General features: G+C 29.4%; 15 protein-coding genes. 4 read left to right on the top strand and 11 right to left on the bottom strand.

Annotated features, from left to right (window positions below; translation table 11 throughout):
* Positions 1-7 precede the first annotated feature (7 nt).
* Positions 8-1,189, top strand: coding sequence for an NAD(P)/FAD-dependent oxidoreductase (locus ABXT55_RS04975; protein ID WP_415284214.1), 1,182 nt, complete (start codon positions 8-10; stop codon positions 1,187-1,189).
* Here the strand turns inward: ABXT55_RS04975 and ABXT55_RS04970 are convergent.
* The 11 genes from ABXT55_RS04970 to rpsF all read right to left on the bottom strand — a co-directional run bounded on the left by ABXT55_RS04970 (position 1,186) and on the right by rpsF (position 12,686).
* A complete protein-coding gene (locus tag ABXT55_RS04970; RefSeq protein ID WP_415284213.1) occupies positions 1,186-2,487 on the bottom strand; it encodes an MFS transporter in 1,302 nt (433 codons plus the stop codon). The genes ABXT55_RS04975 and ABXT55_RS04970 overlap by 4 nt on opposite strands.
* Positions 2,488-2,545: 58 nt before the next feature.
* The gene (locus tag ABXT55_RS04965; protein WP_415284212.1) at positions 2,546-3,406 is read right to left on the bottom strand and encodes a DMT family transporter; all 861 of its coding nucleotides are present in this window, start codon (positions 3,404-3,406) and stop codon (positions 2,546-2,548) included.
* Positions 3,403-4,332, bottom strand: coding sequence for a glutathione synthase (gshB, locus tag ABXT55_RS04960; RefSeq protein WP_415284210.1), 930 nt, complete (start codon positions 4,330-4,332; stop codon positions 3,403-3,405). Before gshB ends, ABXT55_RS04965 begins: the two co-directional genes overlap by 4 nt.
* The gene (locus tag ABXT55_RS04955) at positions 4,322-5,617 is read right to left on the bottom strand and encodes a glutamate--cysteine ligase (protein WP_415284209.1); all 1,296 of its coding nucleotides are present in this window, start codon (positions 5,615-5,617) and stop codon (positions 4,322-4,324) included. Before ABXT55_RS04955 ends, gshB begins: the two co-directional genes overlap by 11 nt.
* Positions 5,618-5,698: 81 nt before the next feature.
* Positions 5,699-7,180, bottom strand: a complete 1,482-nt coding sequence (gene purF / locus ABXT55_RS04950; RefSeq protein ID WP_415284207.1) for an amidophosphoribosyltransferase — start codon at positions 7,178-7,180, stop codon at positions 5,699-5,701.
* Complete coding sequence (locus ABXT55_RS04945) at positions 7,134-7,679, bottom strand: CvpA family protein (protein ID WP_415284205.1); 546 nt, start codon at positions 7,677-7,679, stop codon at positions 7,134-7,136. Before ABXT55_RS04945 ends, purF begins: the two co-directional genes overlap by 47 nt.
* A 7-nt stretch (positions 7,680-7,686) precedes the next feature.
* The gene (locus ABXT55_RS04940) at positions 7,687-10,071 is read right to left on the bottom strand and encodes an efflux RND transporter permease subunit (protein WP_415284204.1); all 2,385 of its coding nucleotides are present in this window, start codon (positions 10,069-10,071) and stop codon (positions 7,687-7,689) included.
* Between the two features lie 23 nt (positions 10,072-10,094).
* Positions 10,095-11,513, bottom strand: a complete 1,419-nt coding sequence (locus ABXT55_RS04935) for a replicative DNA helicase (protein WP_415284202.1) — start codon at positions 11,511-11,513, stop codon at positions 10,095-10,097.
* A 67-nt stretch (positions 11,514-11,580) separates the two neighbouring features.
* The gene (rplI, locus tag ABXT55_RS04930) at positions 11,581-12,039 is read right to left on the bottom strand and encodes a 50S ribosomal protein L9 (RefSeq protein WP_415284201.1); all 459 of its coding nucleotides are present in this window, start codon (positions 12,037-12,039) and stop codon (positions 11,581-11,583) included.
* Positions 12,040-12,318, bottom strand: a complete 279-nt coding sequence (gene rpsR, locus ABXT55_RS04925) for a 30S ribosomal protein S18 (RefSeq protein ID WP_415284200.1) — start codon at positions 12,316-12,318, stop codon at positions 12,040-12,042. It lies immediately after the preceding gene.
* Between the two features lie 2 nt (positions 12,319-12,320).
* Positions 12,321-12,686: a 30S ribosomal protein S6 gene (gene rpsF / locus ABXT55_RS04920; RefSeq protein WP_415284199.1), complete on the bottom strand. Its 366-nt coding sequence runs from the start codon at positions 12,684-12,686 to the stop codon at positions 12,321-12,323.
* 86 nt (positions 12,687-12,772) lie between these two features.
* On the opposite strand from rpsF, the gene fabD reads away from it, so the two are divergent.
* From fabD to ABXT55_RS04905, 3 genes are read left to right on the top strand one after another with little or no spacing between them, the layout of a single operon-like run.
* Positions 12,773-13,705 carry an ACP S-malonyltransferase gene (gene fabD / locus ABXT55_RS04915; protein WP_415284198.1) on the top strand — a complete coding sequence of 311 codons (933 nt, stop codon included), beginning with the start codon at positions 12,773-12,775 and terminating at the stop codon, positions 13,703-13,705.
* Entirely contained in the window at positions 13,698-14,435 is a 738-nt protein-coding gene (locus ABXT55_RS04910; RefSeq protein ID WP_415284197.1) for an SDR family oxidoreductase, read from the top strand. Before fabD ends, ABXT55_RS04910 begins: the two co-directional genes overlap by 8 nt.
* 48 nt (positions 14,436-14,483) lie before the next feature.
* A complete protein-coding gene (locus ABXT55_RS04905; RefSeq protein WP_415284196.1) occupies positions 14,484-14,723 on the top strand; it encodes an acyl carrier protein in 240 nt (79 codons plus the stop codon).
* Positions 14,724-14,730: the final 7 nt, after the last annotated feature.

The following is a 14,730-nucleotide window of genomic DNA, read 5'->3' as shown; positions in this document are numbered from 1 at the left end:
ATAATCCATGACAGAAAAATTTGACGTTATTGTAGTAGGCGCAGGTGCAGCAGGCATGATGAGTGCTATAGAAGCTGGTAAACGTGGAAGAAAAGTACTTTTAGTTGATCATGCAAAAAAAATAGGAGAAAAAATTAGAATATCAGGTGGTGGAAGATGTAATTTTACAAACATACATACTCATCCTAGTAAGTTTATTTCAAATAATCCAAAATTTGTAATATCTGCTTTAAAACAATACACCCAAAATAATTTCATAGATTTAATAAAGAAACATAATATTAAATTTCATGAAAAAAAATTAGGACAACTCTTTTGTGATGAAAGTGCTCAACAAATTATAGATATGTTACTTTTAGAGTGTGAGATGGCAAATGTAGTTTTAAAAAAAGATACAACAATTGATGATATTAATAAACAAAATGATAAATATTTTATAGTTGTTGGTGATGATAAATATTTTTGTGAATCTTTAATTATTGCAACGGGCGGTTTATCTATTCCAAAAATTGGAGCAAGTAAATTTGGTTATGATATTGCTCAAAAATTTAATTTAAAAGTTATTGAAACATTGCCCGCATTAGTTCCTTTAACTTTTAGTGAAAAAATATTAGCAATATGTAAGGAGCTTACCGGGCTATCTGTTGAGGCAGTTGTTTCATTTAAAAAAACTTTTTTTGAGGAAGGGATGTTATTTACTCACAGAGGTTTGAGTGGACCCTCTATATTACAAATCTCTTCTTATTGGAAGTTGGGAGATGATATCAAAGTCAACTTATCACCGAAACTAGATATAGATAAATTTCTAAATGATAGAAAGATCTCTAATCCTAAACAAGATATAAGTATTATAGTTTCTGAAATCATTCCTAAACGATTAGCTCATATAATTTGTAATGAAAATAATGTTAATGGAAATATATGTGAATTATCTAACAAAGTATTAACCAGTTTGAGTAATTCTATAAATGCTTGGGCGATAAACCCGACAGGAACCGAAGGTTATAGAACTGCCGAAGTTACCCTGGGGGGTATTGATACTGAAGAAATTTCTTCTAAAACAATGATGTCCAATAAACACCCCGGATTATTTTTTATTGGAGAAGTTGTAGATGTTACTGGCCATTTAGGTGGTTATAATTTTCAATGGGCTTGGTCTTCTGGCTATGTGGCTGGCCAATACGCTTAAAGATTTGTTACTGGTTGAACCTCTTCAGGTTTTTTTGGTTCTTCAATAGGTTCTGTTGTTGGATTTAATTCGATACCAGCAGGTGTAATAGTTGAAGGCATAGCAACGAACTGTGAGTCTGGGTTTTCAACTGTTTGCCTAACTCTCATTCTATGAACACCAAATACACCTATTAAAGCATGAAAGAAAAGTAAAAATACAAAAAAACCATTAGAGCCAACAACATCCATAAATATTGAACAAAAGAATGGACCACTCATAGCGCCCAAGCCAAATGTAAACTGTATACCAGCACCAGCTGCTACAAATTTTTCTTTTGGTATATAATCGTTAGTATGTGCACAAATTAAAGAGAACATCGGTAAACTACAAATAGAAAATAAAATTAAGAAAATAAAAAACCACACTTTACTTGTACCTAGTTCGCCTGGTAAATACATCTGACCTGAAGATATGATAGCAAATAGAGCAAAAACACTAGCACCAAAAGTTGAGATAACTATTACTTTTCTTCTATCATACTTGTCAGAAAGTTTTCCAATAGGATATTGGGAGATAGCACCAGAAATTGCTAAAAGAAAAGTTACAAGTGATATTTGAAAAATAGTAAAATTCATTGATGCAGCATAAACTGCCAACAATGTAAAAAGTGCTGACTGAATTGTTCCATAAAAAAGTGCACTTACCATTCCAAAGGGTGACGTTTCATAAAGCTCTTTTAAAGGCATACCCTTAATCTTTTTAAATGTAGGTGGTTTTTTTTTAGTTAAAAGAATAGGTATAAGTGCAACTGAAGTAATAATTGAAACTAATATAAATGGTTGATAATTTTGAGGGCTACTAAAATTTAACAAGAACATTCCTATGCCCATTGATCCATATAAAATAACCATATAAATAGATAAAACACTTCCTCTATTTTTATTACTAGATCTATCGTTTAACCAACTTTCAGCAACAGTATAAATACAAACCATACTTATTCCTGTTAATACTCTTAAAACAAACCAAATATATGGATTAATAAAAATTGAGTGAACTAAAATAATTAAAGATGCTAGAGATGCAAAAGCTGCAAACACTCTGATATGACCAACTCTCGATATAAGATTAGGAATAGTTGATGCACCAATAAAATATCCAACAAAATACCCAGACATCATAAATCCAGTTGCTGCAAGACTGAATTCTTCTTGAACAGCTCTTACACCTAGGAGTGAACTTTGAAATCCATAAGCCATCATTAAAAAGCCCATACCTAAAAACAATGCCCAAGAATTCTTTAAAACTTTATTCATAAAACTGACCGTACTTATTTGTGATCTAATTGTAAATCAAGTCTTTATTGTGATTAAACTATGAATTCTTTAATTTGATAAATGAGTGGATTGCGATGGCTGTAATGATTACAGCACCACCTTGTATAGTTTCAAGGCTGGGTTGCTCCTTAATAATCATCCATACCCAAATAGGACCAATTATAGTCTCTAATAAGAAGAATAGGTTCACTTCAGCTGCGGGTATGAACCTTGGGGCTATAGTAACTAACACAAAAGGTATAGCAACACACATAACACACATTAAAGGAACAATAATTAGGTCACTATCCACCAGTGCAAAACTTTCAATAAACAGAAGTGCAAACATCGCTACTATTAACTTACCAACAACCGCTGCTGGAATTAAGTTTTTATCCTTTGCAGATCTAATAGTAACAGCACCTACAGCTAAACCTAAAGCAGTTATTAAGCCTAATATATCTCCAAAAAAGTTACCTAATTGTATTGAATCGTAGAATATATAAATAGCAGCTGTAAAAGTTACAAATATTGTAATCCATGTTTTTCTATCAGGTAATTCTTTTAGAAATATTGCTCCAAGTATTGCAGATAACATAGGAGCCATTGCAATCATAACTAATGTGTTTGCAACATTAGTATTTTGTATCGAAACAACAAAAGTAATATTGGTCACAGAAAAAGTACCAATATAAAGTAAACCATGATAGCCGCTTGAAAAAAGCATTTTAAAGAAATTTAATTTATAAATTAATAACATTCCTAAAAATACAGTGATGAAAGGAATAAGACCTCGATAAAAAACAAGCCCCCAAGTATCAACATTAGAAAGTCTTATAAATAAGCTGTCAGGGGTAATAAACATTACAGCAACAAATGCGAGTAAAGATCCTTTTTGTTGTTCGGATAAATTGTTCAAGCTCTTAAGCCTCTCCAAAATACTTTTGCAAGATTAATATTTGTAAGGTCATAAAAAGATTTTAATCCAGTAGGAGAAGTTACATTAATATCTCCATTTAATTTTTGGTCAATAAAATCAATCCCAGAAAAGTAGATATCATTTTTTTTAAGATTTTTGCCAATTAAATTTGAAATTTTATTTTCTATTTTCGTTAATTTTATAGAAATAGGTATGGCTCCTTTACTCATGTTACTTAAAAAAGATCCTTTCTTTGGAACTCTAGAAATGGCTCCACAAACTTTACCATTAATTATAAAAACTCTTTTATCTCCAAACTTAATTTTAGGTAAAAATTTTTGGCACATAATATGCCCATGTTTTTTTATAAAGCTTGTAATTAATTTAGTATTTATTTTATTTTGAAATAAGTGAATATCATTTCCGCTAAAGCTGTGAATAGGTTTTATAATCATTTTTCTGTTTTCCAAAAAGAATTTATTAATTTCATTAATATCTTTTGTGAAAATTGTATCTGGCATATATTTTTGAAAAAATGTTGAATATAGTTTTTCAGAGATATTTCTAATAGAAGTTGGGTTATTAATAATTTTAACTTTATTCTTTATCTTATCTAAAATGTAAGTTGTTGAAATGTATTCTAAATTAAAAGGAGGATCTTGACGTATCAAAATATACTTACATTTTGTAAGTTCTAGTTTCTGCTGATTTAATATTTTAAAAAAACATTTATTTGAATAATTAAACTCTACATAATATCCGTTAGCTACGACCTTATCATTGATTATTGAAAGGTCTTTTGGCTCGTAATAAAATATTTTGTATTTTAATCTTTGTGCTTCAATGGCTAGAAATATACTAGTATCAGTTAGAGGTTTTAATTTTGAAGGGTGATTACCTTGAATTGCAACTATCTTATTTGTCATATAAATCGTTTAAATTTTCATTCTTAGAAAATTTATCTATCATATGATCTGCGTTTGTTGTTCTTTTATCAATTAGTTTATCTAGATGATTTAAAAACTTAGCCTCATTATCATTAGATTTACTCAAAATATCTCTGTTTAATAATCCTTTTCTAGAAATACGAAGGAGCAATGATGACCAATGTAATAGATCTTTTCCCATCAACTCAGTGTTAAAACCTTTTTTAGGTGCTTCTAGGTAAGCATTAATTATTTTATTTTTATCCCACTTAGAAACTAATTCGTAAGCCTCATCCAAGTTGCCATATAAAATTCCAGTATTAAAAGCAGGTCCAGAACACAAACAGTCCCAGCCACAAGTATCCATTGATCTTAATTCTATATATTTCTTAAGTCTATTTTCTGTAAAAATTGTGCTTAAGTGAGTGGTTAAATCGTCTTCAGTTGGAAGCCTGTTGTTAATTTCACTAATTTTCCCATTCATGAAATCAGAAAATGAATAACCACTTCCTGATAAGTATTCTTTTTTGTTTTGAATAAATAATAAAGGAAAGTTTATTGAAAAATCTGCATATTTTTCAAAATCCATATTATCAAAAAATACTTCAGGTAAACCCCCTCTAGATGTTTCTTGCCAAACCTTAGATCGATAAGAGCTGTAACCACTATTTTTCTTTTCAACAATTGAAGAATTTGCAAATAGTGCAATAGATATAGGAACTATAGAATTTATTACCTTAAACTTTTTAATAAAATCTTTTTCTGAGTCATAATCTAAATTAAGTTGTGTACCACAAGTCCTATACATCATGTCTAAGCTTAAAGAACCACTATTAGGCATATCTTTAGTCATTACTTGATATCTTTGTTTTGGGTTATTTGGAACCTCTTTAAGACTTGAAATAGGATCAAAACCAGCACTAACAATTTTTAAATTTAATTTTTTAGTTACTTGTTGTAACTCAAATAAGTAATCATGAGATTCAGTACAAGCCTCATGAATATTGTTTAATTTATCTCCTGATAATTCAATTTGATTTCCAGGCTCAAGGGTAATACTTTTCCCTTTTTTCTGTAATCCAATAGTATTTTCTTTTTCTATTATTGGCTTCCATCCAAACTCACTTAGTAGTGAAAACATTTTAAGGACAGTAGGGTAGTCTACTCTTTTGTTTGTTTTTTCATCAAATAAAAATTTTTCATGTTCAATACCTATTTTAAAATTTTTAATATCTTTAATTCCAGATTCAAAATATTTGATTATGTGCTCTTTGTGAGTGATCATTAATTTATATATAAGGGTTTAATGTTCATTTTAAAGTCTTTATGTTCAGACTTTCTTTATGAGAATTATATGATGGTTAATTTAGTTATTCGAAGCAGTACTTAGCAATGATAATTGAGTAATTTTATCATCACCCAGCTCGTCTATAGGTTTAACAGGGTATTCACCTGTAAAATAATGATCTGTTAATTGAGGATATGTGTCATTACGTTTTTCAAATCCTATTGCTCTATACAAACCCTCAAGAGATAAAAAATTCAAAGATTTAGCACCTATATATTCACAAATTTCTTCATTTGTTTTGTTTGCCGCAAGAAGCTCTTTTTTAGTTGGTGTATCCACTCCATAAAAGTCTGGATATCTAATTTCTGGACAAGCAATTTTAACATGAACCTCTTTTGCACCAGCGTCGTAAAGCATTTTAACAATTTTATGTGAAGTTGTTCCTCTGACAAGTGAGTCATCTATCAAAATAATTCTTTTATCTTTAATTGTAGATTGATTAGCGTTTAATTTTAATTTGACACCCAAGCTTCTAATCTTTTGACTGGGTTCTATAAAAGTTCTTCCAACATAATGATTTCTAATTAAACCTAATTCAAAATTAATTCCTAAGTGTTGAGCAAATCCAAGTGCTGCAGCATTTCCTGAGTCTGGTACAGGAACTACTATATCTGCATCAATTTTATTTTCTTTAGCAAGTTCTATTCCAAAGTTTTTTCTATGCTCATAAGCCGATTTTCCATCTAATAAACTATCTGGTCTTGCAAAGTAAATATATTCAAAAACACAAGGCCTAACTTTTCTTGCAGGGAAGGGTTTAAAACTTTTTAACTCATTATTTTCAATCAAAACAATTTCGCCGTTCTCTACATCTCTTACGTACTTAGCTCCTATAATATCTAGTGCGCATGTTTCAGATGCCAATACATAACTGTCTTTTATTTTACCAATAATTAAAGGCCGTATTCCATATGGATCCCTAACACCTATTAACGTACTTTGTGTAAGCATAACCAGTGCGTAGCCACCTTGAATTTGAAATATTGCATCAATAACCTTATCAACTGTTTTGTTTCTTTTTGATTTTGCAATTAATTGAACAATTGTTTCGGTATCTGATGTTGTGTAAAAAATTGCACCATCTTCAACTAACTTATTTCTAAGTGTAACAGAATTAGTTAAATTTCCATTATGTGCGACCCCAATACCACCTGCATTAGTATCCGCAAAGAAAGGTTGGATATTTCTTAAGGTATTTTCACCTGTTGTGCTGTATCTGTTGTGGCCTATTGCATATTTCCCAAGTAAATTTTTTAATACTTTTTCTTTGTTAAAGTTATCTCCAACCAAACCAAATCTTTTTTCTGAATAATATTTTTTTCCATCAAATGATACTATTCCACAACCTTCTTGACCTCTGTGTTGAAGCGCATGAAGACCCAAGGCAGTTAGAGCAGCAGCATCATCACTATTGCTTATACCAAATACACCGCATTCTTCTTTAAGTTTTGGATTATAGTTCTTCAATTTTTTCTTTAGAATCTTGATAGTTTTTTTCATTTGGAAACTCTTTTAACAAATAATTACTACCTTTTTCTACGTATGGAAAGGTGTATGATTTATCAGTATTAATTGGCCATTTATTATAATTATACACAATATCTATGGCTGAAAATAAACAAATACAAATTACATAACTTCTAATAAAACCAAAAAATAACCCAAATATAGAATCGAGTCTTCCTAGTCCGACAAATTTTACCGTCTTACTAATAGCTTTATTTGCAATCAGAATAATAAAGATCACTAAAACAAAAATAGTTATGCCGAGTGCAATATCCAAGACATATTCACTATCAATTATGTTTTTAAAATAAGGCTTAGCTTTTGGAAAAAGAATTAAAGTTACAACATAAGCCAACAACCACTTTGAAGCTGACAATAAACTTAAAACAAAACCTTTACTGTAACACTTGATGACTGAAAAAATTGTAATGATTAGAAATATTAGGTCTATTAAAGAAACTGCTTGATAAAAATCTCTTAAAGCCTCAAGCATAATGACTTTATTTTCCGAATGGTTTACTTATTAAAATAAGAGAGGGCAGTAAAGTTAATACTGAAATCATGGCAAGCAACATTGCTAAACCAGTAAACACACCAAAGTAAATTGTTGGTATAAATTTAGAAAAAACAAGTATTGAAAAACCAAAGACAATAGTTATTGAAGTATTTAGTATTGCAACGCCCACTGTTGAGTGACAAACTTTTAATGTTTTATTATAGTCTTTATTTTTTAAAAACTCTTCTTTAAATCTATAAATATAGTGAATGCTATTATCTACTGCTATTCCGATAGTAATTGCAGCAATAGTAATAGTCATCATATCAAGCGGTATTCCAAGCAGACCAATAATTCCTAAAATAAAGAAAGCAGCAATAAAATTAGGAACAACACCAATAAGAGATAGTTTAAAATTTCTAAATAAAATCATAAACATTGCAAAGATTCCAACCATAACTAAACCCAATGTAAGTATTTGAGACTTAAAAAGACTTTGGAGTAGATTATTAAACAAAATTAAAACACCAGCTAGTTTAAACTCTTCTTTGTTAAGATTCAGTTTATTTTCAAGGTCGTAATTTATTTGGTTTATTAAATCATTTCTTCTTAAGCCATTCTGTGAGTCAATAATTCTAAGACTTATCCTAGCTTCATTATCTTTTATGGATATATAAGGATCTATAATATCTTTTTTAATACTTTCTGGAATTTTTGAATAAAGAACACCCATTTCTAAAGTTCCAAGAGGTTTATTATTATTTAACTGTGTAGCAACCTCAACAATTGAGCTAAATGACAAAACTTTTCCGACTGCGGGAAGATTATCTAAATAATTATGAACATTTTGAATTTTTTCGATTTTATCCTTTGTAAACCAGTATTTATCATCATCTTTACCGCCCTCATCATCCCAGTTTTCAAACTCATCATCCTCGTTAGATTCTTCAGTAACTTTCTTTGGAAATTTTAGAATAACTTCTAAAGGTGTGGTACCACCTAACTTTTCATCAATAATCTTCATACCTTTGTAGATTTCAGTATTTTTATTAAAATAATTTATAAAACTGTTTTCAACTTCAAGTTTACTTATTCCAACTATACTTAATCCAACAACTAAACCTGTTACTAAAAAAATTGTACCTTTATTATTAATAGAAATTTTACCAAAAAAAGAAGTAATTTTAGAATCTTTATCTTCTTTAATACTCACTTTATTGTTGGACATAAAACTCAATAGAGTAGGGAGTAAAGTAAATGTAATTATAAAAGAAGTTATTAATCCTAAAGTCATCATCCATCCAAAATCAATAATAGGTTTAATACCACTAAATACTAAAGATAGAAAAGCACATATAGTTGTAAGAACTGTATAAATGATCGGCCAAAACATCTTGCTAGTTGTCATTGTAATAATTTTTGAATTATCTAAATTTGGAAAATCTTCTCTTAATTGTAGAAACCGGGTACTCATATGAATATTCATTGCCATAGTTAGAATTAACATTAAAGCAATAAAGTTTGAGGATATAACGGTAACCTTCCAACCTAAAAGGCCAAGTAGACCTGTCATAATTAAAACTGAAAAAAAGCAACTGCTAATTGGAACAATAATCCAAATTAGTTTTCTAAATATAAACCATAGAGTAGCGATAATAAATAAAAGAACTCCTAGACCAAAAACAATGATATCACTTTTAATAAATGACATCATATCATCAGTGATCATTGGAATACCTCCAAGGTATATTTTTCCAACATCTTCATAGCTTTTAATGATCTCTCTTATCTGAGTGATATTTTCGTGATTTTTCTTTTTTAAAGTATCCTTATATTCTTCAATTTCTTGAACTGATTTATTTTCAATATCTTTTAGTTTGTCTTTCTTTATATAAACAATTATGCCACTTGTTTTACCATCTTCACTTATTACAAAATTTCTAAAAACTGGACTATTTAATATTTCTTTAAATCCTCTTTCAGTATCGACACCCTCATCTTTTAAGGTTTTAAAACTTTCTAATCTTTCTTGAAGAGGTGCTTCTGAATTATTTAATAAAGGGATATCGAGTAGTGTAATAACACTATGAACCCAATTTAGACTTTGGATTTTGTATTTTAAACTTAAAAGATTATTAATAGAAGATTCAGATACCATTTCTTCATTAGGTGAATAGGTTAAGACTAAAAATTCTTTAGAGCCATATCTTTCAGTGACTTCTTTTAAATATTCAAGATCAGGATCACCTTCAATTAATAGAGTATCAGATGAGGCATCTAGCCTAAAATCTTTAGAAAAATAACCAAAACTTAAAAGGGTAATTAATAGTAGTACAAAAATTGATTTAGGATTTTTTAGAACAGTATTTTGATATAAATGAAATAGCATTTAATACTATTATATATTGGATATTAGTTAATTTGAGTATCTTTAAATTTAGTAAACTCTTTTTCAAATTCAACCATAACATTACCAGTTGGGCCGTGTCTTTGTTTACCAATAATAAGCTCTGCTAAATGTGATACTTCATTCATTTTTGCTTGCCATTCAGCATGCTCAACAGTTGCAGGCCTAGGTTCTTTTCTTTCTAAGTAATAGGCCTCTCTGTAAACAAACATTACAACATCAGCATCTTGTTCAATTGATCCAGATTCTCTTAGGTCTGATAACTGAGGTTTGTGATCATCTCTTTGTTCTACTGCTCTTGATAACTGTGATAGAGCAATCACTGGAAGTTTAAGTTCTTTTGCCATTGCTTTAAGGCCTTGAGTAATTTCAGAAATTTCTTGAACTCTACCGTCTCTATTATTTCCTGATCCTCTCATCAATTGAATGTAATCTACAACAATCAAATCTAAACCAAATAATCTTTTAATACGTCTTGCTCTGTTACTCATAGCAGCAATACTGATAGCTGGCGTTTCATCTATATATAATGGAAGTTCAGATATGTTTTTCGATGTTTCAATAAATTTATCAAACTGCTCATCAGAAATTCTTCCTCTTCTAATGTCATTTGATTTAATTCTAGATTGTTCTGCTAAAATTCTGGTTGATAATTGTTCAGAAGACATCTCAAGTGAAAAGAAGGCAACTGCAGATTTTTTTCCTTTTTCTTGTAATTTTTGAGCAGCATTAAAAGCTATATTTGTTGCTAAAGCAGTTTTACCCATTGAAGGACGACCTGCAATAATAATTAAATCAGAATTATGAAGTCCGCCTAATCTATCATCTAAATCTCTTAGGCCTGTTGGCACACCCACAATGCCTTCATCATTTTGATAAGCAGCTGAAGCCATCTCAATTGTTTGTTTCATCGCTTCATCAAATTTAACAAGGGATGAATTGAAAGAGCCTTTTTCAGCAAGATCAAATAATAATCTTTCTGAATTTTCAATTATATTTTGACCATTAACGTCAAGTGCATTTAGTTTTGCAGCATCAATGGTATTTTCAGATATCTTAATCAACTCTCTTCTAACAAACATATCATAAATAATTCTTGAATACTCTATTGCTTGTCTTGGAGGTGTAGAAAATTTTGTAACTTTTACTAAATACTCAGGAACATTTAATTCATCTTTTTCATTTTCAAAATAATTTTTTAAAGTTATGGGGTTTGCAAGCATCCCTTTGTAAATTAGGCTTTCAATTGCTGAAAAAATACTTTGATGCATAGGGTCATAAAAGTTAACACTAGAAACGATTGTATTTATTTCATCAAACGTTTCATTTTGAACTAAGATTGATCCAATCACTGCTTGCTCTGCTTCAATATTGTTTGGAAGTTCTTTAAATGTGTCTTTGACTATGCTCAAGTTATTTTCCATTCACAAATATTATCTGAAAAAAGATCTAAAAAAATAATAAATATATGCTGGGGAAAAAATTGTATAATTACTGAATAGTATCTGCTGTAACTACATTAATAGTAATTTCAGAGTCTACTTCAGAGTGTAGTATGATTTTAACTTTAAATTTACCAAGTGATTTAATTTCAGCTATTGGTTGTATCATTGAAGGCTTGATATCTAGTTTATCTTTTTCTAATAATAGTTTTGAAAGTTCAGTCGGTTTAACGGAACCATATAGTTCTTTATTTTCAGTGCTTAGTTTTTTAATTTCATATTCTTTACCATCAATTTTTTCTGAGATTTTTTGAGCATCTTTCTTTTTCTCAGCATCTTTTTTTCCTAGTTCAGATTTTATTTTTTCAACTTCGGCTATATTTTCTTTTGAAGCATAAAGTGCTTTTTTGTTAGAAATTAAAAAATTTCTCGCGAATCCTCTTTTAACATCTATGATTTCACCAATAGATCCAATTCTTCTTAAATTTTCTAAAAGTATAACTTTCATCTAGATTAACGCTAAGTTTCTAGCTCTCTTGATTGACAGAGACAGCTCTCGTTGCTTTTTTTGTGAAACATTTGTAATTCTTGAAGGCAAAATTTTGCCATTTTCAGACATATATTTTTTTAATAATCTAATATTTTTATAGTCAACTTCTGGGGCACCTTTTGCAGATAATGGACAAGATTTTTTGAACTTATATTTATTAGGTTGAAAAATACTTAGTTTTGCAAAATTACTTTGACTACTTTTTTTTTTATTTCCTGCTCTTTTTTTTGAAGGCATAATTAATTTCTATTATAATTTTTCTTATATTCTTTTTTTTCGTATTCATCTTTTTTCGAAAAATATTTTGCTTCTAAATTAAATTTTTTAACTCTAACTGTCATATATCTTAGAAGATTTTTATCTATTGCTTCATTTTTTTCTAATTCTTCAATAATTTTTCCAGCACCTTCAATTTTAAAGTGCATGTAAATACCTTTTTTATTTTTTTTGATAGCATAAGCAAGGTTTAACAAACCCCAATCTTCAGTTTGTACTATTTTACCATCATTTTTTTCTACAATTTTTATGTATTTCTCAGATAAAGCCTTGACCTGGGCTGGGCTGGTGTCTTGTCTTGCTACAATAGTGTGTTCGTATAAATTCATAATTGTTCTTTAATAAAAAATGAGGATATACTATTATAATTATTAAATTACAACACTTAAAACCATAATAACCTTTAGATATTTAAATGTTTTCTGTTATTTTTCCAGGCCAAGGCTCACAATTAGTAGGAATGGGTAAAGACTTGTATGATAAACATAGTCTAATTCAAGATTTATTCAAAGAAGCAGATGACATACTTGGATTTAGTCTATCAAAACTTGTCTTAAATGGTCCAAAAGAAGAATTGGATTTAACAGAAAATACCCAGCCAGCAATATTTTTAATTAGCTATTCAATATTTAAACTTATCAAGGAAGAATTTAAGATAGATTTAAATAAAGCAAATTTTTTTGCAGGACATTCACTGGGCGAGTATTCAGCCTTAACTTCAGCTGGGGCATTATCGTTCTCAGACACTTTAAAGATATTGAAAATTAGAGGAAAAGCCATGCAAAGCTCAGTGCCAGAAGGAGTAGGTGGAATGGTAGCTGTTTTGGGCTCTAAAATTGAAATAGTAGAAAATATTATTAATGAAAATAAAGATAAATACGAGTGCTACGTTGCAAATGATAATTCTTTGGGGCAAATAGTATTAAGTGGAAAAATAGAAGATCTAGAAAAGATGATGGTGAATTTAAAAGCTGTAAATATCAAAAATATAAAGTTACCAGTTAGCGCACCATTTCATTGTAAACTGATGAACAAAGCAACTCTAGTAATGAGTGAAGAAGTGGCAAAGCTAAACTTTAAAGAACCATCAAATATTTTAATTTCAAATGTAACGGGAAAAGAAATATCAAATTCTAATGAGTTAAAAGATTTACTGGTTAAGCAAATTGAAAGCAGAGTTAGATGGCGACAAAGTGTTATGTTAATGATTAAAGAAGGAGTCACTCAATTTATAGAAATAGGACCAGGTAAAGTTTTATCAGGTTTAGTAAAAAGAATTGATAAAAATGTTAAAGTTAGTGCAATAAATACCGAAGAAGATATAAAGTTAATAAATATAAATGAGTAGTTTAAAAGGTAAAAATATTATAGTCACAGGAGCCTCAGGTGGAATTGGTAATTCTATAGTTGAAAAACTTTACGAACAAGGTGCAAATGTTTTGGCTACCGGAACTAGACTTGAAAAATTAGAAGAATTAAAAGCAAAGTTTAATAATATCACAATTCTTAAATTTGATATTTTTCAACATGAAAAAATTGAGGAATTCATAAATGAAGCTACAGAAAAATTAGGTGGCTCGCTTTATGGCATGATTAATAATGCTGGGATTACAAAAGATAATCTAACAATTAGAATGAGCTTGGAGGAGTGGACTAAAGTAATAGATATAAATTTAACTTCTACTTTTTTAATGTGTAAATATTCAATTAAAAAGATGCTTAAAAATAAATCAGGAAAAATTGTAAACATCACTTCTGTTGTAGGTCATACTGGAAACGTAGGACAAGCAAACTATACTGCCTCTAAAGCAGGAATTGTTGCAATGTCAAAAAGTCTAGCAATTGAGTATGCTAAAAAAAATATTAACGTAAATTGTATATCACCTGGTTTTATAAGTACTGCAATGACAGATCAAATTGATGAAAAGTATAAAGAAGCCATAATCGCCAAAATTCCATCTAATAAACTAGGCAAGCCAGAAGATATTGCAAATGTGGTAGTATTTTTAAGCTCAGACCAATCTGATTATATAAATGGAGAAACTATACATGTTAATGGGGGCATGTATTTGGGTTGACAAAATTCCTTTTTAAACTAATAACGAAATATAACAAAAAGGAACATTATGTCAGAAGATATTTCAAGCAAAGTTAAAAAAATTGTAGCAGACCACTTAGGTATAGACGAAGCTAAAGTTCAAGACGATTCAAGTTTTATAGATGATCTTGGAGCAGACAGCTTAGACACAGTTGAATTAGTAATGGCTTTCGAAGAAGAATTTGGTTCAGAAATTTCAGATAGCGAAGCTGAAAAAATTCTAACTGTAGGTGATGCCGTTAAATTTATTGAAGGCAAAGCTAACTAAAAATTTA

The organism is Candidatus Pelagibacter sp. Uisw_130 (genome assembly GCF_047722505.1).
Classification (GTDB): domain Bacteria; phylum Pseudomonadota; class Alphaproteobacteria; order Pelagibacterales; family Pelagibacteraceae; genus Pelagibacter.
Note: the sequence above shows the minus strand (reverse complement) of the source record. Positions and strands in the feature narration are given on the sequence as shown.

What these genes read in the sequence shown, in the direction of transcription:
- ABXT55_RS04955 (WP_415284209.1), bottom strand. Translation starts at nt 5,617, where the DNA reads ATGATCACTCACAAAGAGCACATAATCAAATATTTTGAATCTGGAATT.
- ABXT55_RS04910 (WP_415284197.1), top strand. Translation starts at nt 13,698, where the DNA reads ATGAGTAGTTTAAAAGGTAAAAATATTATAGTCACAGGAGCCTCAGGT.
- ABXT55_RS04970 (WP_415284213.1), bottom strand. Translation starts at nt 2,487, where the DNA reads ATGAATAAAGTTTTAAAGAATTCTTGGGCATTGTTTTTAGGTATGGGC.
- ABXT55_RS04975 (WP_415284214.1), top strand. Translation starts at nt 8, where the DNA reads ATGACAGAAAAATTTGACGTTATTGTAGTAGGCGCAGGTGCAGCAGGC.
- ABXT55_RS04905 (WP_415284196.1), top strand. Translation starts at nt 14,484, where the DNA reads ATGTCAGAAGATATTTCAAGCAAAGTTAAAAAAATTGTAGCAGACCAC.
- rpsR (WP_415284200.1), bottom strand. Translation starts at nt 12,318, where the DNA reads ATGCCTTCAAAAAAAAGAGCAGGAAATAAAAAAAAAAGTAGTCAAAGT.
- ABXT55_RS04940 (WP_415284204.1), bottom strand. Translation starts at nt 10,071, where the DNA reads ATGCTATTTCATTTATATCAAAATACTGTTCTAAAAAATCCTAAATCA.
- rpsF (WP_415284199.1), bottom strand. Translation starts at nt 12,686, where the DNA reads ATGAATTTATACGAACACACTATTGTAGCAAGACAAGACACCAGCCCA.
- ABXT55_RS04945 (WP_415284205.1), bottom strand. Translation starts at nt 7,679, where the DNA reads ATGCTTGAGGCTTTAAGAGATTTTTATCAAGCAGTTTCTTTAATAGAC.
- purF (WP_415284207.1), bottom strand. Translation starts at nt 7,180, where the DNA reads ATGAAAAAAACTATCAAGATTCTAAAGAAAAAATTGAAGAACTATAAT.
- ABXT55_RS04935 (WP_415284202.1), bottom strand. Translation starts at nt 11,513, where the DNA reads ATGGAAAATAACTTGAGCATAGTCAAAGACACATTTAAAGAACTTCCA.
- gshB (WP_415284210.1), bottom strand. Translation starts at nt 4,332, where the DNA reads ATGACAAATAAGATAGTTGCAATTCAAGGTAATCACCCTTCAAAATTA.
- rplI (WP_415284201.1), bottom strand. Translation starts at nt 12,039, where the DNA reads ATGAAAGTTATACTTTTAGAAAATTTAAGAAGAATTGGATCTATTGGT.
- fabD (WP_415284198.1), top strand. Translation starts at nt 12,773, where the DNA reads ATGTTTTCTGTTATTTTTCCAGGCCAAGGCTCACAATTAGTAGGAATG.